Below are 21,066 nucleotides of genomic sequence, written 5' to 3'. Positions count from 1 at the left end.
GAATTGTTCTGTCGCAAGACCAATCGTCCCAAGTCAGAGGGCATCTGCGCGCCTACGACACGATCAACTCACCACAAACATCGGTGGATCCAGGTCAGACGCGGTGAAGGGAGCCTTCAGTGCACACACGACAGCTCTGTCGCTCCGGTTCGCGCACCGTCAGACGTCGGCGGGCCGCAGCCGCTCCGCGCGCAACGCCAGCTCGATCCGCAGCCGCTGATCCGGATCGTCCAGCCGCTCGCCGAACAGTTCGGAGAGCCGCCGCAGCCGCGCCCGCACCGTCTGCGGATGCACCGCGAGCTGCCGGGCGATCTCGGGCGCGCTCCCCCGGGTCTGCACCTGCGTGAGCAGGGTCGCCGACAGCTCGTCGTGCTGACGCGGCGCCAGCCCCGACAACGGTTCCAGCGCCTCGCCCGCCAGCCGGTCGAGCAGGAACTCGTCGGCGAGCAGCAGCAGCGTGGTGATGTGCTCCTCGCACCACAGCACCGGGCCGACCGTGGTGATCATGCCCCGCTGGGCGAGCTCGGCCGCGCGGCGCGCGATCCGGTACGACTCGGCGGCCTGCGCGGCCGGTACGGAGACCCCGACCGTCGCCGACCAGCCGGACGGCAGTTCCCGCAGACCGCTCAGGTCGGCTTCGGGGCAGGCCACCAGCGCGCCGGGCGGGTCGGAGACGAGATCCACGGGCACCGCCGAGGGCAGCAGGCCCGCCGGGAACGAGGGCGCTCCGGGCGCCGCGGTGAAGACGACCGCCGTGATCCGCTCCGGAATCCGCCAGCCGATGGCGACGGCGAGCGCGCCGGCGTCGGCCTGGCTGTACCCGGTGCCCCCGGCCAGCAGCCGGAACAACCGCGCCCGCTGCTCCGCGGGCCCCGTCGCCTCGGCCTGCGCGGCGTTGTAGCCGTCGGTCAGCGCCATCGTCACCTCGACGACGTCGCCGAACAGGCACTCCGCCGCGCCGTAGAGGACGTCACCGGGCAGCTGGAGCTGACGGCCGATCGAAGCGATCGAACGCCACAACACCCGGCTCGAGACCCTGAACGCCGCCTGCGCGGCTTCCCGGCTGAGTCCTTGATGGAACGCGATGCGGCCCTGTGCGCGGAAATCGCCCAGGAGGTCGTTCTGCAGCAATTCGGGGACACCGACCCGGTCGATGGCGCGTTCGATACTGCGCCTGGTCAGCTCGACGGCCGCCGCACGGGCCTCGCCGTCACTGAACACCTCGGCGCATTCGCCGATCTCGGACACCACGCCTTCGACGCAATGCCGGGCGATCGCCGGGATCCGCGGCCGGATGGCGTCGCCGAGTTCCCTCGGCAGGCGTGCCCACAGGGCGCCGACGGGCTGCCAGGTCACGTGTGCGATCCCCCGCTGAGAAGTAGGCCGACGATTACGGGCACCCATTCCCTTTCGTCCGCGCGCCACCGGCGCACTCGAATGCACGGAGCGTAGAACCGTCGACACATCCGTGTCAAAAGACGTCACACCGAAACGCCCGCTCGTTGTCACGCGGCTGAGCGTCGCGACTTTCCGTTGCAAATTCAACGTCACATTCGAGGTACAGGCCGTCCGCCGATCCAGTACAAACTCCCCGGCACCGTTCCCGTCGATCCGACGCGGTCATGCAAACGGATTCATGTTTCCCTCCCCCGGTTCGAAGAAAATCAAAGGGTGGTCTTGGTGGTCGAGTATCGCGGTTTCGGCATGCTGGCGGCGTTGCCCCGTTCGCTCGGCGAAGAACTGCGTCCGTATACCGGGCACGCCGCGGCCGCCATGGTCAAGCAGGTGCAGCGGTCGGTCACCGCGTATTCGCAGCCGTTGCGCGGTGTCTTCGGCCGGGTCCTGGTCGTCTCCTGCGAGCGGGCGGTGCGGCACTACGTCGACTGCATCGGCGATCCGGACGTGCCCCACGACCGCTGGATCGACTTCTACCGCATGCGCGGGCGGATCGAGTTCACCGAAGGCCGGAGCCTGGAACCGTTGCACGACAGCGTGACCATCGGCGCACGGGCGGCATGGCGGGCGATGCGGCCCATCGTGCGCGGGCTCGGCGTCGGCCTCGACGTCATCGCGCTCGCGGCGGAGTCCGTCTTCGTCTACGTCGACGAACTGTGCGCCACGACGATCGAGGGTTACCAGGAGGCGGAGGCCAGGGCGGCGGGGGCGATCCCGCTCCGGCGCCGTCGCCTGCTGGAACTGATCTCCCAAGCGCCGGAAGGCTCGGCGTGCAGTATCGCCAGCCTGGCCGACGGCGCGGGCTGGCGGCTTCCGGGCGCCGCGGCGATGGTCGCGCTTCAGCGTGCGGCGGGTGCGCCCGACTTTCCGGTCCACCTCCTGGACGACACCGTGCTGGCCGACCTCGACACCTCCGAGCCGTACCTGCTCACCGCGGATCCGGACACCGACCTCGCCCCGCTGAAGGACTCGCTCGACGGCTGGCGCGTGGCGGTCTCGCCCGTCGTGCCGCTCGCCGACGCCCCGGCCGCCCTCCGCACCGCCCGCCGCGCGCTACTGCTGACCGGCGAGGAAGCGCCCGGCCCGGTCATCTGGTGCCGGGACCACCTCGCCACGCTGTGGCTGCTCGCCGAAGACTTCCTCGGGGCCGAACTCGCCAAGCAGAGCCTCGACCCGTTCACCTCGCTGAGCGATAAACAGCAGGAACGGCTCAGCGAAACCCTGCTGGCGTGGCTGGAGACCCGCGGCGGGGCACCGGAGATCGCGCACCGGCTCGGCGTGCACCCGCAGACCGTGCGGAACCGCCTCCGTCAGCTGGAGGACCTGTTCGGCGACCGCCTCAGGGACGCCGACGACCGGTTGAACATGCAACTCGCGCTGCGCGCGCGGCGCCTCATGCGCGCCCACCGCCGCGACGAAGGGACCTGATGCGCCGCACTCGCCGCTCCGGTGGCCGCACGGTGGGGAGCACCCAGCGGAGGCCGCGGCGGGCGCGTTTCGCCCTCGGCTGATCGACGTGGAAGTCCGCCCGGCAGGCCATTGCGTTTCTCCCCGTGGTGACGGGTGTTTACCGACGCTTTCCTGAATACCGGGACGGTGGGAAAATGTCGATGCGCAATAGCCCGGCGCCCCCGGTTTTGGCATCCGCCTCGGGGTCGGTCCCGGCATTCTTGTCACCCGGGTCGCAATCGTCGGACGTGTCCCGCGACACGCTGACGATCCGGCCGTTCTACACGTTATTTTGACGCTCGACAACGGAAAGGCGGGACATGGCCCTCCAAGCGCGCACACTGACCCTGCACGGCCGGGAAATCCGGCTGCGGGAATACGTTCCGTCCACAAAGGACGTCGCGGGCGAGCCGCTCGTGCTGCTGCACGGTATCTCGGGCAGCGGCGAGACCTGGATCCCGTTGCTCGACCACTTCGAGCGAAGCGGGTTCGGGCGCCGCGTCCTCGTCCCCGACCTTCCCGGCCACGGCGACTCGGCCGCCCCGCGGGCCGACTACGGCCTCGGCGCGATGGCCAGCGTGGTCCGCGATGTCCTCGCCCTCACCGGGAACCGCCACGCGACCATCGTCGGGCACTCCCTCGGGGGCGGGATCGCGATGCAGTTCGCCTACCAGTTCCCCGAGATGTGCGCCCGCCTGGTGCTCGTGGGCAGTGCCGGGCTCGGTCCACAGGTGACCCCAGTGCTGCGCGCGACGGCCCTGCCGGGAGCCAAGGTGGTGCTCACCCTGGCCGTCAACCTGGTCACCGTCGCGATCGCCCGCGGGCTCGCCGCGGCCGGCCGCTCCCTCGGCGGGAAACTTTCCCCCGAGACCAGGGAGCTGACACGTCACCTTGCGTCACTGGCCGACCCTGGCCGGCGGCGCGCTTTCCTGTTCATCGCCCGCAGCCTGATCGACCTCCGGGGCCAGCGCGCGAGCGCGATCGACAAGCTCTACCTCGCCAGGGAGGTGCCGACGCTCGTCGTCTGGGGCGCGCGCGATCCGCTCATCCCGGTCGCCCACGGCCGGAAGACCGCGGAAGTGCTGCCGGACAGCCGATTGACCGTGTTCGAAAAGGTGAAACACTTTCCACATGTGGCCGACCCGGCTCGGTTCGCCAGCGAGCTCGAACGCTTCCTCGCCGCGACCGCGCCCGCCAGGCTGAGCCTGGACGAGGTCGTCGAGGTACTCATCCGCGCCAGCGAGGCGGCGGAAGGGCGCGAAAACGTCCCGGAAAAGTTGTCATCCGGACGCCATCTCCGGCCTGCCTAAATGTCACTCATCGCCGGATCGGACCACCCGTTCGGGTGTAGTCCATCCAGGTGGCCGATCAAGCTCCCGCCAGCCGTTGACAGTCCTCTCGGCCGGATTTTATGTTGCGTGAGCCACAAAATCTGGATCGGCTTCATCGTTGAAGAGGCTGATTTTGTTGCTAGCAAGGATAAAAACATGACCGACTTGGATACCGGATTCTCGCGGCACGAGCTGCGGACCGCACGACCCGACCCCGACGTGCGCCACCCCGCCACCCCGCACCGCCAGCCACCGGGTCCGGTCCAGCGACCGCGCGCCTTCACGCCGGCACCGCGAACCCCAGTGGAGAACCGACCTGTGCGCAGCACCGGTGCGAATGGACTGTGGGCGTCACTGCCCAGAGACCTGGGCGAGCGGTTCCGGCCGCGGGCCGACCCCTTGGCACGAGCCATCCTGCAGGAGGTGCAACGAGCCGTCCCCGAATACGCGCAGCCGTTGGAAGGCGCGTTCGGACAGATGATCACGCAGGGTATCCGACAGGCGATCCTGCACTGCCTCGATACCATCGGTCAGGGGACGGCGCCGCTCGACAAATGGTCGGCCGTGTTCCGCAACCTCGGCAAGGTCGAATTCAACGAAGGGCGCAGTCTCGACTGCCTGCAGACGGCCTACCGCGTCGGCGGTCGCGTCGCGTGGCGGCACGTTTCGGAATTCGGGCAGGCGATCGGAGCGGACGCCGATCTCCTGTGCACCGCGGCCGAGGCGATTTTCGCTTACGTGGACGAGATTTCCGCCTTGTCCATCGAGGGCTACACGGCCGCGCAGGAACGGGCCGCGGGCACCAGGGCGAGACGCAGGCGCAGGTTGCTCGAACTGATGCTCTCCGATCCCCCGTCCTCACCGCAGTCGATCGCGTCCCACGCCGCGAACGCCCAGTGGCCGCTGCCTGCCGAGGTCACCGTCGTCGCACTGGAGCGACGGCTCGGCCCGCTGGACCCCGACAGCGCCGATCTGGACGCCGAAGTCCTGGTCGACTTCGAAGGTCCGAAGCCCTGCCTGGTCACCGGCGACCCGGAAAAGCACCTGAAGGACCTCGCCGAACGGCTTCCCGGCTGGCGCGCGGTGATCGGCCCGGCCGTGCGGCTCACCGAAGCGCCGCGCTCCCTGATGTGGGCCCGCCGCACACTGCGGCTGGTCCAGCGCGGGGTCCTGCCGGACAATCCGGTCACGCGGTACAGCGATCACCTGTCCACCCTGTGGCTGCTCGCCGACGAGTTCCTGGTCCGTGAGCTGTGCACGCGCAGCCTCGCCCCGTTCGAAGACCTCACCCCCAAACAGCGGGCGCGGCTCGGGGAGACGTTGCTGATCTGGCTCCAATCCCGGGGCAGCGCTCCGGAGATCGCGAAGAAACTCAAGGTCCACCCCCAGACCGTCCGGTACCGCATGCACCAGCTCATCGATCTCTTCGGCGACCGGTTGAACAACGCCGACGACCGGCTCGACATGGAGATCGCCCTGCGCGCGGAGGCCTTGCTCGCCGAGAACTGACAGATCAGCGTTTCCCACTCACAACGAGGTGACGAGGTGACCCGACCGCAGGACGCCCGCAGCGGGGTCGAGGCGACGTACGGTCCGCTGCTCACGCCCGCCCGGCCGGGTGGGCCGAGCGGGCGCCCGGTCCAGCTCTGGGCGCTGTTGCCGAGAGAGCTGGCGACCGTGTTCCGGCCAGGGCTGGGCGATACGGCCGGGGAGGTGGTCCGGGAGATCCAGCGGACCATCCCCGACTACGCGCGGCCACTGGACGGGGCGTTCGGGAAGGCGCTCAAGACCGGCGTGCAGATGGCGTTCGTGCAGTTCCTCGAGCGCCTCGGAAACCCCGAGGCTCCGCCGGAGGACCGGCGGAGCGTGTTCGTGAGCCTGGGTGTCCAGGAGTTCCATCAGGGCCGCAACGTCGACGTCCTCCAGGCGGCCTACCGGGTGGGCGCCAGGGTGACCTGGCGCCGGATGGCCGAGATCGGGCGTCGCGCGGGGGTGCCTTCCGCGACGCTGTGCCTGCTCGCGGAAGCCATCTTCGCCTACATCGACGAGCTTTCGGCGCTGTCGGTCGAGGGCCACGCGGAGGCGCGGGAAAAGGCCGCCGGCGCGCTGGAGCGCCGGCGGCACCGGCTGATGGAGCTCCTGCTCGCCGACCCGCCGTCGCCTCCCGACGTCGTCAAACACGCCGCCGACCTGGCCCGCTGGGAACTACCGGACCGGCTCGTCGCCGTCGCACTCGACCAGCCGCCGGACGAGGCCCCGCCGACAGCTTCGTCAGCGCTGGCCGACTTCGAGAGCAACTCCCCCTGCCTGCTGCTGCCCGCTCCGGAACCGGACGAACGGGAGCGCTTCGCCGAAGCCCTGGCGGGCAGGCGGGCCGCGATCGGCCCCGCGGTCCCACCCGTTTTCGCGGCCCGTTCCTTGCGCGCCGCGCGAGAAGCCCTGCGGCTCGTCGACTCCGGCGCGCTCGCGGACGAGCCCGTGACATGGTGCGTCGACCATCTTTCGCGGCTGTGGCTGCTCAAGGAGCCGTTCTTGGCCGCCGAACTCGTCCGGGAACGGCTCGGCCCGCTGGCCGGATTGACCGGGAAGCAGCATTCGCGGCTGGCCGGCACGCTGCTGGCGTGGCTGGAGACCTGCGGGAACGTCCGTGAAGTGGCGGAACGGCTCGCGGTGCACCCGCAGACGGTGCGGTCCCGCGCTCAGGAACTGGAGGCGCTGTTCTCGGACGGGCTGCGGGATCCCGAGCGGCGGTTCGAAATGATCCTTGCTTTGCGGGCCGCCCCTTCTTGAGGCTTTGCGCGCTCGTCTGATGTCGCGAAAGCCACTTTCGGGACATCAGACGTCGCGAAAGTGGCTTTCGCGACATGATCGCCGCCGTATCTGCGGGCAGCCGCCGCTCAAGTCAGGCCGCCGCCAGAGCGGTCACCCGCCACTTCCCCTCGGCCCGTTCCGCACTCACGCTGAGCTGAGCCGCACCTGTACTCCGCTGCCCGTCCCCCCGCACCCCGGTCTGGTCCAGGAACACCAGCAGCGACGCCCTGTCCCCGTCGAGGACCTTGACGCCCGAGACCACCGCGGTCGAGGTCACGACCAGCTTCTGCTCCGCCGCGATCCCCCGGACCTGCGCGAACAGCTGGTCGTACTGCCCCAGCGCCGGCCCGGTGAGGACCGCTTTCGCGGCTTGCTCGCTCTTGGCCGGGTCGTCGTAGCGATAGGAGAAGACCGTCCCGAGCGCCTTGCCGATCTGGTCGCTCACCTCCGCGGTGGTGGCGACGTCGGTCAGCGCGGTGTTGTGCGTCAGTACCGCCGTCGCGTCCCGCGCTTCGATCGCGAACCACCCCGCGAGGCCCGCCATCACCAGCGCGACCGCGCCGAACACCACGGCGCCTCGCCGCCGCACGGGAACGACGGCCGGGGCCTCGGGAACTTCCTCGACTGGAGCGTCGAGAATTCGCGTGCTCCCGCGCATTTTCCCGGCCACCTTCACCGCGCGCCGTGCCGGTTTGACGGCTCGTTTCGTGGTCATCGCGTCCTCCGTCAGGGCTTTCCGGTGTCGGTCACCGGCACCTGGCCGAGTGACGTGACGCGCCACCCGTCCGGCGTCCGGTTCAGGCCGGCGCGGAACCGGTTGTGCTTGGTCACGGCTTCCCCGCCTTCGGGCCGCACCTCGAGTTCGACCGAAGCGATCACCTCGGCCGTCCCGCCGCCACTGTCCACTTCGGTCACCGCGGCGTCGACGACGCGGCCGGTGGTGACGGTCTTCGCCTGGCCGATCCGGCCCAGCCCGCCTTCCCGGTCCCGCGCCAGCTCGTCGTGCAGCGCCCCACCGGACAGGTTCAGCCAGTTCTGGTAACCCTGCTCCGCCTGCCGGTAGTCCAAAGTGGTCAGTGCGGCGACCGCTTGCCTGCCCATCTGCAACGCCTCGTCGCGGACCGTGGCCCGCGCGACGCCGTCGTCACGGCTCGCGTCCCACCACGAGTAGCCGAACCAGGCCGCCAGCGCGGTGGCGACGATGGCGAGCGATACCGCGATCCGAGTCATGGCCTTCACCTTCCTGGCACGTTCTGCGAGCCGCGCACGTTCGTCGGGTTGCCCTTCGGCAGGGCGCAGCGCGCCGCGGTGTTCAACGGACGTGGCGACGTGTCGAGTCCGTCGCGATAGCCGGTCCCGTAGCCGGTCACACACGGCGGCGGATCGAAGAACGTCAGCGAAAGGCCGACGCGCGCGCCGTCCGGGCCCATGATCGCGTGCCCGGCGGCGACCGCTTTCGGCGCGGTGACCAGCAGTTGCTCGATCCCGTCCTGCCGGGTTTCCAGCACGTCCGCGGTGGTCAGCAGGTTCGCCAGCAGGATGCCGAGGCTCGGGCCGGTCTCCCGCAGGAGCGTGCTGACCTCGTTCGCGGCCGCCGGGACGGCCGGGATCAGCCGCCGCAGATCGCCGTCGGAGCTCTTCAACGTCGCGGCGAGCAGTTTCGCGTTCGCGCCGAACGAGCGGATCGCGTCCGCCTGGGAGACCTGGGTGTCGAGCACGGTCCGCGCGTCGGTCACGAACCTGGTCAGCGGGCCGACGTGCGCGCTCGCCGCCTGCACGAACTCGATCCCCCTGCCGACGAGCTGGTCCAGCGCCGGGCCGGCGTCGGAGGTCGCGTTGTACAGCTCGTCGACCACGGTCCGCAGCGCCGGTTTCGGCACCGAGTTCGCGAAAGAGTCCACACTGGACAGAACGACGTCCACCGGCAGCGGGATCTTCGTGTCCGCCTCGGCGATCACCGAACCGTCCCGCAGCATGGCTCCGTTGTCGCGGCGAGGCCGCAGGTCGACGTACTGCTCGCCGACGGCGGAGCGGTTGGCGACGACGGCTTCGGTGTCCGCGGGCACTTCCGGGCCACCCGGCTCGATTTCGAGGTCCACCTCCATCCCGGAGGCGGTCAGCCGCAGTTCGCCGACCCGGCCGATCGGCACGCCCCGATAGGTGACCTCGGCGTTGCTGAAGATGCCGCCACCGGTGGCGAGCCGCACCTTGACGGTGTACCCGCGGTCGAGCACCAGTTTGTCCAGCCCCGCGTACGTCGCGCCGACGTACGCGACGCCGAGGACCGCGATGGTCACGAAGACCACCAGCTGCACGCGGACGAACTTGGTCAGCATCAGCGGCCACCACTGTTCTTGAAGGTCAGGAACGTGTTCAGGTAATCACCGCGGATGGCCTCGAGCGCGGCGTCGGGGAACGGGAAGGTGAAGATCATCTCCATCGCCTTCGGCAGCTTGTCCCCGGAGTCGGCCAGCTTCCGCAGCAGCGGTTCGAGCGCTTTAAGGTCGGCGACGAGGTCGTCCTTGCTGCGGTTCACCGTGTCGACCGCGACCGAAGTGAGCCCGTCCAACGACTTCAGCATCCCGACCAGCGCCTGACGCTGCTGGTTCAGCACCTCGATCCCGGGAGTGAGCCCGTTCAGCGTCGCCTTGATCTCCTCGGTGTTCGCGTTCAGCGTCGCCGCGAGCTTGTTGACACTCTCGATGGCGCGGGTGATCTCCGCCTTGTGCTCGTCGAGTCCGCGCACGAACACGTCCAAATTGGACAGAAGGCTGCGGGCGGCGCTCTCCTTGCCGCCCAACGCGGCGTTGAGTTCGCGCGTGATGTTCTGCACTTGCGCGACGCCGCCGCCGTTGAGCAGCAGGGAAAGCGCGCCGAAGACCTCCTCGATCTCCGGAGTCAGCGACGAGCTGGCCAGCGGGATCACCGCGCCGTCGGCCAGCCGCCCGCTCGGCGTCCCTTCGGGCGGCGGCGCGAGCTCGACGAACTTCTCCCCGAGGATGCTCGCCTGCCGCAGCCGCGCGACGGCGTTGGCCGGCAGGTTCACGTCCCCGTTGAGCAGCAGCCCGACCACCGCGCTGCGGCCGTCCGGCGCCAGATCGACGGTCCGCACCTGGCCGACCGGGACGTCGTTGACCTTCACCCCGGACTGGGGCACGAGGTCCAGCACGTTGGTGAAACTCGCCGTGACATGGATCGGGTGCTCGCCCAGCGCGGCCCCGCCCGGCAGCGGGATGTCGTAGACGTCGACGCCATCGCTACAGCCGGTGGCGGCCAGCACGAGGGCCAGTACGGCAGCGATCCGGGTCTTCATTTCGCCCCCGAGAATTCGGTGATGTTCCCTCGCCCGTCCAGCGTTCCCGCGCCCTGGTTGTACGCGCCGAGCACGTTCGCCAGCGCGTTCGGCGCCGCGTCGAGTGCTTCGCTCAGCGACGCTTTCTGCTGGCTGAGCAGTTTGGTGATCTCGGCGAGTTTGTCGACATCGGACTTGACCTTGCCCCGGTTGTCCTTGATGAAACCCTGCACCACGCCGAGGGCCTCGGTGAGTTCGGTCATCGCGCCGGAGAACTGGTCGCGCTGATCGGCCAGGATCTTGCTGAGCGAGGAGATCTGCTGGATCGCCTGTTTCACCTTGCCGTCGTTCGCGGCGAGCATCGCGGTGAACTTGCTGATGTTGTCGACCGAGTTGAACAGATCGTCCTTGGAGTCGCTCGCCGTCCTGGCGAACTCGCCGAGGTTCTTGATCGCCTCGCCGAGCTTGCCGCCGTTGCCGTCGAGGTAGGTCGCGGCCTTGGTCAGTACGTCGCTGACCGCGCCGTCCCGGTTGGCACCCTTCGGCCCCAGCGCGGTCATCAGCTGGTTGAGGCTGCCCAGGAGTTCGTCGACCTCGACCGGGGTGACGGTGCGCTCGGGCGGGATCCGCGCGTCGCCGCCCAGTTCCGGCCCGCCGAGGTAGACCGGGGTGAGCTGCACGTACCGGTCGGCGACCAGGCTCGGCGTGATCACGACGGCGCCGACGTCCGCGGGCAGCTTGACGTCGGGCCGCACCGTCATGGTCACCTCGACGTTCGTGCCGCGCGGTTCGACCTTGGTCACCGAACCGATCGGGACGCCGAGCACCCGCACCTCGGTGTTCGGGTACACCCCGACGGTCGCGGAGAAGAACCCGGTCACCACACGATCGGCCTGCCGGGTCAGCAGCGGCCACGCCGCCGTCACCAGCAGGCCCGCGACGACGGCGACCGCGAGCCGCCGCAGCCAGGCGCGCCGCCGGGAGTGGGCGCCGAGATCGGTCAGCGTGAAGTGGCGCCCCATCAGCGTCCCCCTTGCCTCGAAGGCATGCAGCTGCCCGGCGTGCCGCCGGTCGGGACGAGCCCGCAGATGTAGGTGTCGATCCACCGGCCGTTGCCGACCGCGTTGCCGAGCAGCCGGTAGAAGGGGCCGGCCAGCCGCAGGCTCTCGTTGAGCTTGTCCTGGTTGCGCAGCAGCACGGTGGCGACGCGATCGAGCTGGTCGAGCGCGGGACCGAGGGTCTTCTGGTTGTCCGCCACCAATCCCTTGAGCTGGATCGACAGGTTCTTCACCCCGCTGAACAGCTTCGCGATGGCGTCCTTGCGGGCATTCAGCTCCGTGAGCAGGGTGTTGCCGTCGCGGATCAGCGCCTCGATCTGCTGCGAGCGATCCCCGAGTGTCTTGGACACCTTGTTCGTATTGGCGAACAGCTTCACCAGCTCCTGATCGCGGGAAGCGAGCGTCTTGGACAGCGCGGTGATGCCGTCGAAGGCGGTCCGGACGTCCTGCGGGGCCGAAGCGCCGAGCGTTTCCGACAACGTCCCGAACGCCTTCGCCAGCTGATCGGTGTCGATCGCGCCCACCGTGTTCGCGAGGTCGTTGAACACCGTGGTGACGTCGTACGGGGAACTGGTGCGCTGCACCGGGATCGGCTCGTCCGGGTCCAGTTCCGCGTTGCCGACCGGGTCGAGGACCAGATTCTTCTGTCCCAGCAGGGTTTTGATCTTGATCGACGCGGTGGTGCGGTTCCCGACCCAGGTGTCCTTGACCCGGAACAGGACCTTGACCCTGGCACCGTCCAGCAGGACGTCGGAGACCTCGCCGACCTTCACCCCGGCGACCCGGACCTCGTCGTTGCGTTTGAGCCCGGCGGCTTCGGTGAACTCCGCCGCGTACGTGGTGCCGCCGCCGATCAGCGGGAGATCGTCGGAGAAGAAGACCGCCGAGCCCGCGATGGTCATCAGCAGGGCCGTGACGGCGCCGACGACGATGGGGTTGCGGCTGCGGAAGGGTTTGATCCTCGGGGCTTTCATCGGCACCGTCCCTGGGTCAGCGGGATGCCGACCGGCGGGCCGCCCGGGGCGGGCGGCGCGTCCGATTTCACCGAGCACAGATAGAAGTTGAACCACGAGCCGTACGAGACCATCGCGCCCATGCGGTCCAGCTTCTTCGGCAGGTTCGCCAGGAACTGCTCGAACACCGGGGTGTTGTCGGCGAGGTTCTTCGACAGGTCGCCGAGGGTGTTGATGCTGTCCTTCAACGGCGCGCGACCGTCCTGGAGCAGGTCCGCGGTGGCCGTGGTGAGCTCGCCGAGCCCGCCGATCGCCTGCCCGATGGGTTTCGCGTCGCCGGCGAGGCCGGAGACCAGTTGCGCCGTGACGTCGACGAGTTTGTCGAACTGGTCACCCTGCGAGTTGAGCGTGTCGAGCACGGTGTTGAGGTTCCCGATCACCTGGCCGATCACCTGGTCCTTGCCCGCCAAGGTGTTCGTGAGCGACGAGGTGTGCTCGATGAGGCTGTCGATGGTGCTCCCCTCGCCCTGCAGCACCTGGACGATCTCGAACGACAGCTGGTTGACGTCGCTCGGCGACAGCGCCTGGAACAGCGGTTTGAACCCGTTGAACAACGCGGTGAGATCCAGTGCCGGATGAGTCCGCTCCGGCGGGATCAGCGCGCCTTCGTCCAGCACCGCCGGTCCGTCCGGGCCGGGGTCGACCGAGAGGTACCGCTGGCCGACGAGGTTGCGGTACCTGATGGTGATCGTGGCCCCGGCCGTGAGACGGCGCTTGTTCTCGATCGAGAACCGCACGTCCGCCAGCCTCCGCTCGACCACCCCGACCGAATCCACCTGGCCGATGCGGACCCCGGACATCCGGACCTCGTCGCCGGGGTTGACCGACGTGGCGTCGGTGAACCTGGCGGTGTAGCCGACCGTCGTGCCGACCCCGGAGTTGGCGATGGTGATGGCCAGGATCCCGGTCGCCACCACGGTGATCACGAAGAAGACCAGGCCTTTGATCGCCGGCCCCGCGATACTCCTCATCGGACGGTCACCTCCGTACCGCGCAACGCCGGGCCCACGAGCACGCTGCTCCAGTCCGGGACCTCGGCCGGCTTCATCCCGAGCGACGGCGCCAGGATCTCGGCGACCAGCCCCCGCTCCCCCTTCGAATTGGCCGGGCCGAGGTCCCCATCGGCGGCGAACGCGACCGCCGCCGAAGTCCCGCCCCCGCCGTAACACCGCGGGCCGCCCTTCTGGTCGAACCGCGGATCGTCCCGGCCCGGCACGTACTTGTCGCGCGGGTCGTGGACGGACAGCGTCACATGCAGCCCGGGTTCGCCGGTGCCCTTGCCCAAGGCCTTCTCCATCACCGGTTTGAGCCGGTTGACCGCGTCGAACAGGCAAGGGAACTCAGGTGAATACCGGGACAGCAGTTCCAGGGTCGGCCTGCTCTTCACGCTGACACCGATGATGTTGTCCTTGTTCTGCACGAGGAACTTGTTCATGTCGCCGCTCGCCGTGGTGACGCTCGTGTACAGCTTGTCGAGGTCCGCCCGAGTGTCCACAATGGTCTTAGCGGTCGTCGAAAGATCCGAGAGGGCCTTCAGGATGTCCGGCGCCGCGCCGGTGTACAGATCCGCCACGTCGGCGAGACCGCTGACGTCGGCCTTGAACTGCGGCATCAGCGGGTTCACCTGATTGAGGAGATCGTTGAGCTGGACGATGCTGTCCCCCAAGGACTTCCCGCGATTGTCGAGCGCGAGGGAGATCGCGCCCAGTGAACTGTTCAGCTTCTGCGGCTGCACCGCCCGCAGCAGGGGCAGCAGGTCGCCGAGGACGCGTTCCAGCTCGATCGCGTTGGCCGACCGGTCCTGCCCGATGACATCGCCGTCGCGCAGCGAACCCCCGGCGGGCCGGTCCGGGAGCACGAGGTTGACGTAACGCTCGCCGAACACGGTCTTCGGCAGCAGCCGGGCCGCGACGTTGCGCGGCAGCTGATCGATCTTGGCCGGATCGATGGCCAGGTCGATCTCCGCGCCTTCCGAAGTGCCCCGGACCGCCCTGACCTCGCCGAACGGGACGCCCCGGACCTTGACTTCGGCGGGCGGGGCCAGCTGGTTGCCGACCCGGTCGGTTTTGAGCGTGACCAGTTCCGCGCGTTCGAAGTCCTTGTTGAAGATGGCGACGGCGAGCCAGCCGAGCAGCACCAGGATGACGAGGAAGATCACCCCGGCCGCCTGCGTCCGTGCCCGCGCGCTCATCCGGAGACCTTCACCGTCGTGGTCGCGCCCCAGATCGCCAGGCTGAGAAAGAGATCGAGCACGCTGATCAGCACGATCGAGGTCCGCACGGCGCGGCCGACCGCGACTCCGACACCGGCCGGGCCGCCCGCGGCGCGATAGCCGTAGAAGCAGTGCGTGAGGATGACGCCGACGCTGAACACGAGCACCTTGCCGAACGACCACAACACGTCTTCAGGAGGCAAGAACAGCGAGAAGTAGTGGTCGTAGGTTCCACCGGACTGTCCGAAAAAGACCACCGTCGTCACCCGCGAGCCCAGGTACGAGATCAGCAGGCCGATCACGTACAGCGGGATGATCGCGATGAAACCGGCCACGATCCTGGTGGTGACGAGGTACGGCATGCTGCGCACGGCCATCACTTCGAGCGCGTCGATCTCTTCGGAGATCCGCATGGCGCCCAGCTGCGCGGTGAACCCGGCGCCGACCGTCGCGGACAACGCGAGCCCCGCCGAGAGCGGCGCGATCTCGCGGGTGTTGAAGTACGCGGTGAGGAAGCCGGTCATCGCGGAGATGTTGATCTGGTTCAACGCGCTGAAACCCTGCAGTCCCACCGTGATCCCGGTGAACACGCACAGGCCGACCATCACGCCGACGGTGCCGCCGATCACCGCGAGCGCCCCGCTGCCGAAGGTCACCTCGGCCAGCAGGCGCACCACCTCACGAAAATATCGGGTGACGGCCATCGGGATCGCCGCGAGCGCGCGGATGTAGAACAGCAACTGGTCGCCCAGCTCGAAAAGACTGTTGCCGGGGCGTTTGAACGCCTCGCGGGCCCGTTCGGGGACGCTGGTCACGGGATCAGGTTCCCTTCGCCGGGACGAGCTGCAGGTACAGCGCGGTCAGGATCGTGTTGACGAAGAACAGGAGCAGGAACGTGATCACCACCGACTGGTTGACGACGTCGCCGACACCCTTGGGGCCGCCCCGGGGGTTCAGGCCCCGGTAGGCCGCGACGACCCCGGCGAGGAAACCGAAGATGAACGCCTTGATCGAGCTGACCACGAGGTCGGGCAGCTGGGCCAGCGCGTTGAAACTCGCGAGGTACGCGCCCGGCGTGCCGCCCTGCACGATGACGTTGAAGAAGTAGCCGCCGAGAACGCCGACGACGCTGACCAAACCGTTCAGCAGCACCGAAACACCGATGGCCGCCTGCACACGGGGCACGATCAGGCGGTGGATCGGCGAGACGCCGAGCACCTCCATCGCGTCGATCTCCTCGCGGATGGAGCGGGCGCCCAGATCCGCGCAGATCGCCGACCCGCCCGCACCCGCGATGATCAGTGTGGTCACGATCGGGCTGGCCTGCTGCACCACGGCGAGGACGCTCGCGGCGCCGTTGAACTGCTGCGCGCCGATCTGGCTCGTGAGCGAACCTAGTTGCAGCGAGATCACCGCGCCGAACGGGATCGACACGAGGATCGCGGGCGTGATCGACACACTCGCGATGAACCAGAACTGCTGGATGAACTCGCGGACCTGCACCGGGCGGCGGAACATCGCGAGGACGACGTCGATCCCCATGGCGCACATCCGGCCGAATTCGCGCAATCCCGCGGCGGCCTTCTCCGGCGCGCGGGCGAGCAGGGCGACAGGATCGGTCATCGCCCGGCTCCGCATCCGTGGACGTAAGCCAAGGAAAGCGCCTCCGGTCCCGGCGCCGCCGGGAGCAGGAAGGCGCGCGGAACGCGCCCGGTCAGCACTGACATTCGGGCTTCCTCACTTCTACTTTTCCGGCCGAACGGCCAACTCGTGCTGCACGCTACTGGCGGAAGATCAGGGAGACAAGTAATTCGAGAATGGCGTGACTGGGAGGGGTCAAGGTTGTTATGGGGGTAACTGTTTTGCCTTGGTTCTCGTGAGTGGTGATGACGGTTCTCTTGAGCCGAACGCCAAACGTGGCGTGTTCTCGGGCGGGTCGATGGCGGGATGAAGGCTCCCTTCGCCGCGTCTGATGCGATGAAAGGAGCCTTCGGCCCTGGCAAACGCGGGTCGTGAGTGGCGTTTCGACGTAGAGCCAAGGGAGTTCTACGGTGGGCTAGCCCGGTCTGCTGTGCCGTGAAGGCCTCCTTGAGGGATCCAGAGTCCCTCAAGGAGGCCTTCACGGACTCGATGATCACCGCGCCGACCACGCCACGTTTGTCTTACCGTTCAATAACCGTCTTTGCCACTCACGAGACCGCACGTGATCCCTTTTGTCACGCACGTCAGCCTGCCGAGGCACGAAATTGTCACCCGCACCCTGAGTCCTCTTACTTTCATTGCGGCCGCACCGAAAACACCGCTACGTTCGGCGAATGGAGCAGGCTGCCATCGAGGTGACCGGCCTCGCCAAGCACTACGGTGAAGTGACGGCCCTCGCCGGCGTCAGTCTCCGGGTCGGCCGCGGCACCGTGCTCGCGGTGCTCGGCCACAACGGCGCGGGCAAGACGACACTGATCGACATCCTCAGCACCCGCGTCAAGCCGAGCGGCGGCAGCGCGAAGGTGTGCGGGTTCGACGTCGTGCGCGCGGGGCATCACGTCCGGCGGCGGATCGGGGTCACCGGCCAGTTCGCGGCGGTCGACGACGCGCTGTCGGGTCGCGGCAATCTCGAACTCGTCGCCCGGCTGCTGGGCGCGAACCGGCGTCAGGCCAGGGCCCGCGCGGCCGAACTGCTCGCCATGTTCGGCCTCGACGACGCGGCGGACCGGCCCGCGCGGACGTATTCCGGCGGGATGCGACGGCGGCTCGATTTGGCCGCCGGCCTGGTCGGCTCTCCCGACGTCCTCTTCCTCGACGAACCGACGACCGGGCTCGATCCGCTCAGCCGGGCGGGGCTCTGGGACGGCGTCGAACGGCTCGCCGCGCGCGGCACCACCGTCGTGCTCACCACGCAGTACCTCGAGGAGGCGGACAGACTGGCGGATCACGTCATCGTGCTGGGTTTGGGGCACGTCACGGTTTCCGGGCGGCCGTCGGAGCTGAAGGCGCGGCTCGGGGAACGCACCGCGACGCTCACCTTCGGCACCGACCTGGCCGCCCGCCGCGCGCTGGCCGCGCTGCACCGGCTCGGCATGGGCTGCACGACGTCGGCCTCCGGGCTGGTGATCGGTGTCGCGCTGTCCGGGCCCGCCGACATCACGGTGCTGGTCCGCGCGCTCGACGCGGCGGGCGCGCCCATGAAGGACCTCACCGTCGCCGAGCCGACACTCGATGACGTCTACCTTTCGCTGCACCGGAATCCGGCGGCCGCACCATGACCGAGGCACGGCACCGCGCGCCGTCCCAGCCGGTGCTGACCAATCCGGCGACGTGGCCGCCGAGCACTTTCGCCACCCAGGTCCGGGTGCTGGCGGTCCGATCGCTGAAGACGGCGTTCGGCGACCGGCGGCTGGTGTTCTTCGGGCTGCTGCAACCGATCGTGCTGCTCCTGCTGTTCAGCCAGGTCTTCAACGGGGTCAGCACGCTGCCTGGAGTCGCGGCGTATCAGGGGTACGTGAACTTCCTCGTCCCGGCGACGCTGGTGAACATCGCGATGACCACGGCGATGAGTTCGGGCGCCGGCCTGCTCGCGGAGATCTACAGCGGCTTCACCGGACGCCTCCGGTGCATGCCCATCAGCCTTTCCGCCGTTCTGGTGGCGCGCACCATCTCGGATTCCGCCCGGCTCGGCGTGCAACTGCTGGTGACCGCGCTCGCCAGCGTGGTGCTGCTCGGTTTCCGGCCGACCGGTGGCGTTTTCGGTGTCACCGCGGCGCTTTTGCTCACGCTCGTGGTCGGCTGGTGCCTGAGCTGGATCTTCGTCGCCATCACGACCTGGCTGCGCAAGGCCGAAACCCTGCAGATCGCGTCGTTCGTGGTCATGTTCCCGCTGATGTTCTCCTCCAGCGCGTACATGCCGCTCGAGACGATGCCGTCCTGGCTGCGGACGGCCTCGGCGCTCAACCCGCTGACCTACGCGATCGACGCGACCAGGGCGCTCGCGCTGGGACGCCCGTCGGGCTGGTCGATCCCGGTGTCGCTGGCGATCGCCGCCGTCGCCGCGGCGGCCGGCGGGTGGATCGCGGCACGGACCTTCCGGTCGCCGCGGGACACCACCCCGATGACCTGAAACCCGTAACTCGCGTGTCCAGAGCCGTAACTCTCGTGATCAGAGCCGTAACTCGCGAGTTACGGCTTCAATCACGTGAGTGTCGGCTTCAATCACGTGAGTTACGGGTTTCCGTCAGTGCGGCAGGGACTCCAGGTGATCCGCGGCGGCCACGACTCCCCCGGCCGCCGCGAACGAGGCCCGCACCCGCGCGGCCGCCGCGGCGTAGGCGGGCTCGGTCAGCACTTCGGTGACCGTGCGGCGGATGTCGGGCGTCTTCGCGCGGTCGAAACGCAGCCGCAGCCCGGCACCGGCCGCCTCGACCTGCTGCGCCAGCATCGACTGGTCGTCCCGGATCGGCGCGATCACCAGCGGCAGCCCGGACGCGAGGGTCTCGCTGACGGTGTTGTGCCCGCCGTGGCAGATCACCGCCGCCGCTTTCCGTACCACTTCCGCCTGCGGGATCCGCTTGACGATCAGCACTTCGTCGCTGAGCAGTTCGCCGGTCGGGTCGACGACGAGGCCTTGGACGTCCGGCATCCCGGCGAGGGCGTCGACGCATTCGGACAGGAAGCGGCGGCCGAGGGCGGCGTTGGCGGTGCCGAGAGTGGCGAGGACGAGCGGACGGCCGTCGAGCCGATCCCACGAAAAGCCCACCGGCGGTGCGGGAGGCAGCGCGGGCCCGACGAACCTGACCGCGCCGACGTCGGCGATCGGGCCCGTCAGGGAGACCGTGGTGAAGGCCAGGATGAGCTCCGGCGAGAACCGCAGGTCCCCGCACGACACCTTGTGCCGGGCACGGAGTCCTTCCTGCAATCCGTCGACCCAGGCGGCGATCTTCGGCATGGCGCCCAGCGGATCGCCGAGTTCGGTGGACGTCGACGCCGACGTCACCCACGGCAGGGAGCGCCCGCTCGCCACGAGGGCGCCCGCGAAGGCCTGCTGGTCGGCGAGCACGACGTCGGGCCGGAACGCCGCCACCGCCTTCTCGACCCCGGGGACCATCGCGTCCGCGAGCGGGACCAGGTACTGCTCCCACAGGTATTTCAGCGCCGCGAATCCGCGCAGGCCCTCGGGACGGCGCTCGACGGCGAACTCCAGCGCGTCCCCGGCCGCGTACACCCGGCCGGCGCGCGTCAGTTCGGACGTCGTGGGTTCCGGGCCGCACCAGGCGACGTCGTGGCCGCGGCCCATCAGCTCGGCGGCCACCGCGCGCAACGGCGCCACGTGCCCGGTGAGCGGCGGGACGACCAGCAGGTACCGGCTCATCCGCGCGGCCTCCCGTGCCGGTCGATCCACTTCAACAGCAGCTCCCGGACCTCGCGGTGCTGCTCGACGAGCACCGAATGCCCTTGGCCCTCGAACACGTGCAGCTCGCCGCGGGGCAGCAAGGAGGTCAGCGCGGTGAGATCGTCGGCCTGATAGCCGTGACTGCCCAAAATGGACAGTACGGGGCAGCCGATCGCCGCCACCTGGTCCAGGGTCAGCAAGGGACCGAGCGGGACCTCCTCGGCCATCGACGTGGACATGATCCGCTCGGCCGCCATTCTCGCCAGCCGCCGGTGATGGGCGCTGTAATTGGCCTCGATCCAGTCGAAGCTCTCTTCGACCTTCAAGAAGCGCACGGTGTGCTCGAGGATCTGCGACATCTTGCCCGCCCACAGTTCGGTGGCGGGTTCCGACTCGATGCACACGATGCTGCGCACCCGTTCCGGTTTCGCCACGGCGTAGCTGTAGGCGAGGGTGCCGCCGAAACTGTTGCCGACCAGGTGCACAGGCCGGTCGAGGTCGAGCTGGTCGAGCAGGTCGTCGAGATCGGCGACGAAATCCGCGATCGTGTACCCGCGCTCGGGGCGTTCGGTCTTGCCGTGCCCGCGCAGGTCGTAGCTGATCACGTCGACACCGGCGGCGGCGACCGGCGGGGCGAGCGTGAGGTAGAAGCTCGCGAGGCTGTCGGTGCCCATACCGTGCAGGAACACCACGGTCTCCGTGCCGCCGCCGGGCACGAGCTGCACGTTGGTGCGCAGCCCGTTGACGGTCATGGTCGGCACCGCCTCAGCCCCGTTCGCCGAGGCGGGCGGCCACGTAGTCGGCGATGTCGCCGACCCGCAGCCCGATCACGTCGTCGAGATCCTTCTCCGCCAGGAACTCCGCGAGGTTGACGTCCGCGCCGAAGAACTCGGCGAGGATGCTCGCGAAGGTCACCAGATCAATGCTCTCCAGCTGGAGGTCCTCGTGGAAGGTGGTCTGCGGGGTGATCTCGATGCCGAGGACGTCGGTGTCCCCGACCAGTTCCTTCAGCAACTCGGCGACGGTGCCGAAGACCGACGCCGGACTCTGCTGTTCGATGGTCAT

The 21,066-nt window shown here is 68.9% G+C and carries 20 protein-coding genes; 6 read left to right on the top strand and 14 right to left on the bottom strand.

Annotated elements, in window-relative coordinates; genetic code table 11:
• Positions 1–159: 159 nt before the first annotated feature.
• Positions 160–1,356, bottom strand: coding sequence for a PucR family transcriptional regulator (locus ACIRGA_RS14100; RefSeq protein WP_400940671.1), 1,197 nt, complete (start codon positions 1,354–1,356; stop codon positions 160–162).
• A gap of 315 nt (positions 1,357–1,671) precedes the next feature.
• On the opposite strand from ACIRGA_RS14100, the gene ACIRGA_RS14095 reads away from it, so the two are divergent.
• From ACIRGA_RS14095 to ACIRGA_RS14080, 4 genes are all read left to right on the top strand, one after another.
• A complete protein-coding gene (locus ACIRGA_RS14095; RefSeq protein ID WP_400940668.1) occupies positions 1,672–2,883 on the top strand; it encodes a PucR family transcriptional regulator in 1,212 nt (403 codons plus the stop codon).
• 341 nt (positions 2,884–3,224) lie between these two features.
• Entirely contained in the window at positions 3,225–4,214 is a 990-nt protein-coding gene (locus ACIRGA_RS14090) for an alpha/beta fold hydrolase (protein ID WP_400940666.1), read from the top strand.
• 339 nt (positions 4,215–4,553) lie between these two features.
• Positions 4,554–5,744 carry a PucR family transcriptional regulator gene (locus ACIRGA_RS14085; protein ID WP_400940692.1) on the top strand — a complete coding sequence of 397 codons (1,191 nt, stop codon included), beginning with the start codon at positions 4,554–4,556 and terminating at the stop codon, positions 5,742–5,744.
• A gap of 36 nt (positions 5,745–5,780) precedes the next feature.
• On the top strand, positions 5,781–7,025 hold the full coding sequence (locus ACIRGA_RS14080; protein WP_400940663.1) for a PucR family transcriptional regulator: 1,245 nt from the start codon (positions 5,781–5,783) through the stop codon (positions 7,023–7,025).
• 112 nt (positions 7,026–7,137) lie between these two features.
• Here ACIRGA_RS14080 and ACIRGA_RS14075 read toward each other — a convergent pair whose 3' ends face one another.
• Genes ACIRGA_RS14075 through ACIRGA_RS14030 form a run of 10 tightly spaced genes read right to left on the bottom strand, consistent with a single transcriptional unit; the run spans position 7,138 to position 16,244 of the window.
• Positions 7,138–7,761, bottom strand: a complete 624-nt coding sequence (locus ACIRGA_RS14075; RefSeq protein WP_400940660.1) for a hypothetical protein — start codon at positions 7,759–7,761, stop codon at positions 7,138–7,140.
• Between the two features lie 11 nt (positions 7,762–7,772).
• The gene (locus ACIRGA_RS14070) at positions 7,773–8,276 is read right to left on the bottom strand and encodes a hypothetical protein (RefSeq protein WP_400940657.1); all 504 of its coding nucleotides are present in this window, start codon (positions 8,274–8,276) and stop codon (positions 7,773–7,775) included.
• Positions 8,277–8,281: 5 nt separating this feature from the next.
• Positions 8,282–9,382, bottom strand: a complete 1,101-nt coding sequence (locus ACIRGA_RS14065) for an MCE family protein (protein WP_400940654.1) — start codon at positions 9,380–9,382, stop codon at positions 8,282–8,284.
• A complete protein-coding gene (locus ACIRGA_RS14060) occupies positions 9,382–10,359 on the bottom strand; it encodes an MCE family protein (RefSeq protein ID WP_400940651.1) in 978 nt (325 codons plus the stop codon). Before ACIRGA_RS14060 ends, ACIRGA_RS14065 begins: the two co-directional genes overlap by 1 nt.
• On the bottom strand, positions 10,356–11,360 hold the full coding sequence (locus ACIRGA_RS14055) for an MCE family protein (RefSeq protein WP_400940648.1): 1,005 nt from the start codon (positions 11,358–11,360) through the stop codon (positions 10,356–10,358). Before ACIRGA_RS14055 ends, ACIRGA_RS14060 begins: the two co-directional genes overlap by 4 nt.
• Positions 11,360–12,370 carry an MCE family protein gene (locus tag ACIRGA_RS14050; protein WP_400940645.1) on the bottom strand — a complete coding sequence of 337 codons (1,011 nt, stop codon included), beginning with the start codon at positions 12,368–12,370 and terminating at the stop codon, positions 11,360–11,362. The genes ACIRGA_RS14055 and ACIRGA_RS14050 overlap by 1 nt, the downstream gene beginning before the upstream one ends.
• Complete coding sequence (locus ACIRGA_RS14045) at positions 12,367–13,380, bottom strand: MCE family protein (RefSeq protein WP_400940642.1); 1,014 nt, start codon at positions 13,378–13,380, stop codon at positions 12,367–12,369. The genes ACIRGA_RS14050 and ACIRGA_RS14045 overlap by 4 nt, the downstream gene beginning before the upstream one ends.
• A complete protein-coding gene (locus ACIRGA_RS14040) occupies positions 13,377–14,600 on the bottom strand; it encodes an MCE family protein (protein ID WP_400940639.1) in 1,224 nt (407 codons plus the stop codon). The genes ACIRGA_RS14045 and ACIRGA_RS14040 overlap by 4 nt, the downstream gene beginning before the upstream one ends.
• On the bottom strand, positions 14,597–15,436 hold the full coding sequence (locus ACIRGA_RS14035) for an ABC transporter permease (RefSeq protein WP_007033208.1): 840 nt from the start codon (positions 15,434–15,436) through the stop codon (positions 14,597–14,599). The genes ACIRGA_RS14040 and ACIRGA_RS14035 overlap by 4 nt, the downstream gene beginning before the upstream one ends.
• Before the next feature lie 4 nt (positions 15,437–15,440).
• Positions 15,441–16,244: an MlaE family ABC transporter permease gene (locus ACIRGA_RS14030; RefSeq protein ID WP_400940635.1), complete on the bottom strand. Its 804-nt coding sequence runs from the start codon at positions 16,242–16,244 to the stop codon at positions 15,441–15,443.
• Between the two features lie 692 nt (positions 16,245–16,936).
• On the opposite strand from ACIRGA_RS14030, the gene ACIRGA_RS14025 reads away from it, so the two are divergent.
• Both ACIRGA_RS14025 and ACIRGA_RS14020 read left to right on the top strand, forming a co-directional pair.
• Positions 16,937–17,881 carry an ATP-binding cassette domain-containing protein gene (locus tag ACIRGA_RS14025; RefSeq protein ID WP_400940632.1) on the top strand — a complete coding sequence of 315 codons (945 nt, stop codon included), beginning with the start codon at positions 16,937–16,939 and terminating at the stop codon, positions 17,879–17,881.
• Complete coding sequence (locus ACIRGA_RS14020) at positions 17,878–18,732, top strand: ABC transporter permease (protein ID WP_400940629.1); 855 nt, start codon at positions 17,878–17,880, stop codon at positions 18,730–18,732. The genes ACIRGA_RS14025 and ACIRGA_RS14020 overlap by 4 nt, the downstream gene beginning before the upstream one ends.
• A gap of 114 nt (positions 18,733–18,846) precedes the next feature.
• Here the strand turns inward: ACIRGA_RS14020 and ACIRGA_RS14015 are convergent, their stop codons facing one another.
• From ACIRGA_RS14015 to ACIRGA_RS14005, 3 genes are read right to left on the bottom strand one after another with little or no spacing between them, the layout of a single operon-like run.
• A complete protein-coding gene (locus ACIRGA_RS14015; RefSeq protein ID WP_400940689.1) occupies positions 18,847–19,980 on the bottom strand; it encodes a glycosyltransferase in 1,134 nt (377 codons plus the stop codon).
• Positions 19,977–20,762 carry an alpha/beta fold hydrolase gene (locus ACIRGA_RS14010; RefSeq protein WP_400940626.1) on the bottom strand — a complete coding sequence of 262 codons (786 nt, stop codon included), beginning with the start codon at positions 20,760–20,762 and terminating at the stop codon, positions 19,977–19,979. Before ACIRGA_RS14010 ends, ACIRGA_RS14015 begins: the two co-directional genes overlap by 4 nt.
• 4 nt (positions 20,763–20,766) lie before the next feature.
• Positions 20,767–21,066: a phosphopantetheine-binding protein gene (locus tag ACIRGA_RS14005; protein WP_360131005.1), complete on the bottom strand. Its 300-nt coding sequence runs from the start codon at positions 21,064–21,066 to the stop codon at positions 20,767–20,769.

Origin of the sequence: Amycolatopsis sp. NPDC102389, from assembly GCF_044765885.1 — a bacterium.
In the GTDB taxonomy this organism is placed as follows: Bacteria; Actinomycetota; Actinomycetes; order Mycobacteriales; family Pseudonocardiaceae; genus Amycolatopsis.
This window is presented reverse-complemented; position numbering and strand designations above follow the sequence as displayed.

Bases quoted from the DNA above. Each gene is read 5' to 3' on its own strand.
- ACIRGA_RS14065 (WP_400940654.1), bottom strand. From the start codon at position 9,382: ATGCTGACCAAGTTCGTCCGCGTGCAGCTGGTGGTCTTCGTGACCATC.
- ACIRGA_RS14075 (WP_400940660.1), bottom strand. From the start codon at position 7,761: ATGACCACGAAACGAGCCGTCAAACCGGCACGGCGCGCGGTGAAGGTG.
- ACIRGA_RS14025 (WP_400940632.1), top strand. From the start codon at position 16,937: ATGGAGCAGGCTGCCATCGAGGTGACCGGCCTCGCCAAGCACTACGGT.
- ACIRGA_RS14020 (WP_400940629.1), top strand. From the start codon at position 17,878: ATGACCGAGGCACGGCACCGCGCGCCGTCCCAGCCGGTGCTGACCAAT.
- ACIRGA_RS14005 (WP_360131005.1), bottom strand. From the start codon at position 21,066: ATGACCATCGAACAGCAGAGTCCGGCGTCGGTCTTCGGCACCGTCGCC.
- ACIRGA_RS14090 (WP_400940666.1), top strand. From the start codon at position 3,225: ATGGCCCTCCAAGCGCGCACACTGACCCTGCACGGCCGGGAAATCCGG.
- ACIRGA_RS14045 (WP_400940642.1), bottom strand. From the start codon at position 13,380: ATGAGGAGTATCGCGGGGCCGGCGATCAAAGGCCTGGTCTTCTTCGTG.
- ACIRGA_RS14040 (WP_400940639.1), bottom strand. From the start codon at position 14,600: ATGAGCGCGCGGGCACGGACGCAGGCGGCCGGGGTGATCTTCCTCGTC.
- ACIRGA_RS14050 (WP_400940645.1), bottom strand. From the start codon at position 12,370: ATGAAAGCCCCGAGGATCAAACCCTTCCGCAGCCGCAACCCCATCGTC.
- ACIRGA_RS14070 (WP_400940657.1), bottom strand. From the start codon at position 8,276: ATGACTCGGATCGCGGTATCGCTCGCCATCGTCGCCACCGCGCTGGCG.
- ACIRGA_RS14030 (WP_400940635.1), bottom strand. From the start codon at position 16,244: ATGACCGATCCTGTCGCCCTGCTCGCCCGCGCGCCGGAGAAGGCCGCC.
- ACIRGA_RS14015 (WP_400940689.1), bottom strand. From the start codon at position 19,980: ATGAGCCGGTACCTGCTGGTCGTCCCGCCGCTCACCGGGCACGTGGCG.
- ACIRGA_RS14060 (WP_400940651.1), bottom strand. From the start codon at position 10,359: ATGAAGACCCGGATCGCTGCCGTACTGGCCCTCGTGCTGGCCGCCACC.
- ACIRGA_RS14055 (WP_400940648.1), bottom strand. From the start codon at position 11,360: ATGGGGCGCCACTTCACGCTGACCGATCTCGGCGCCCACTCCCGGCGG.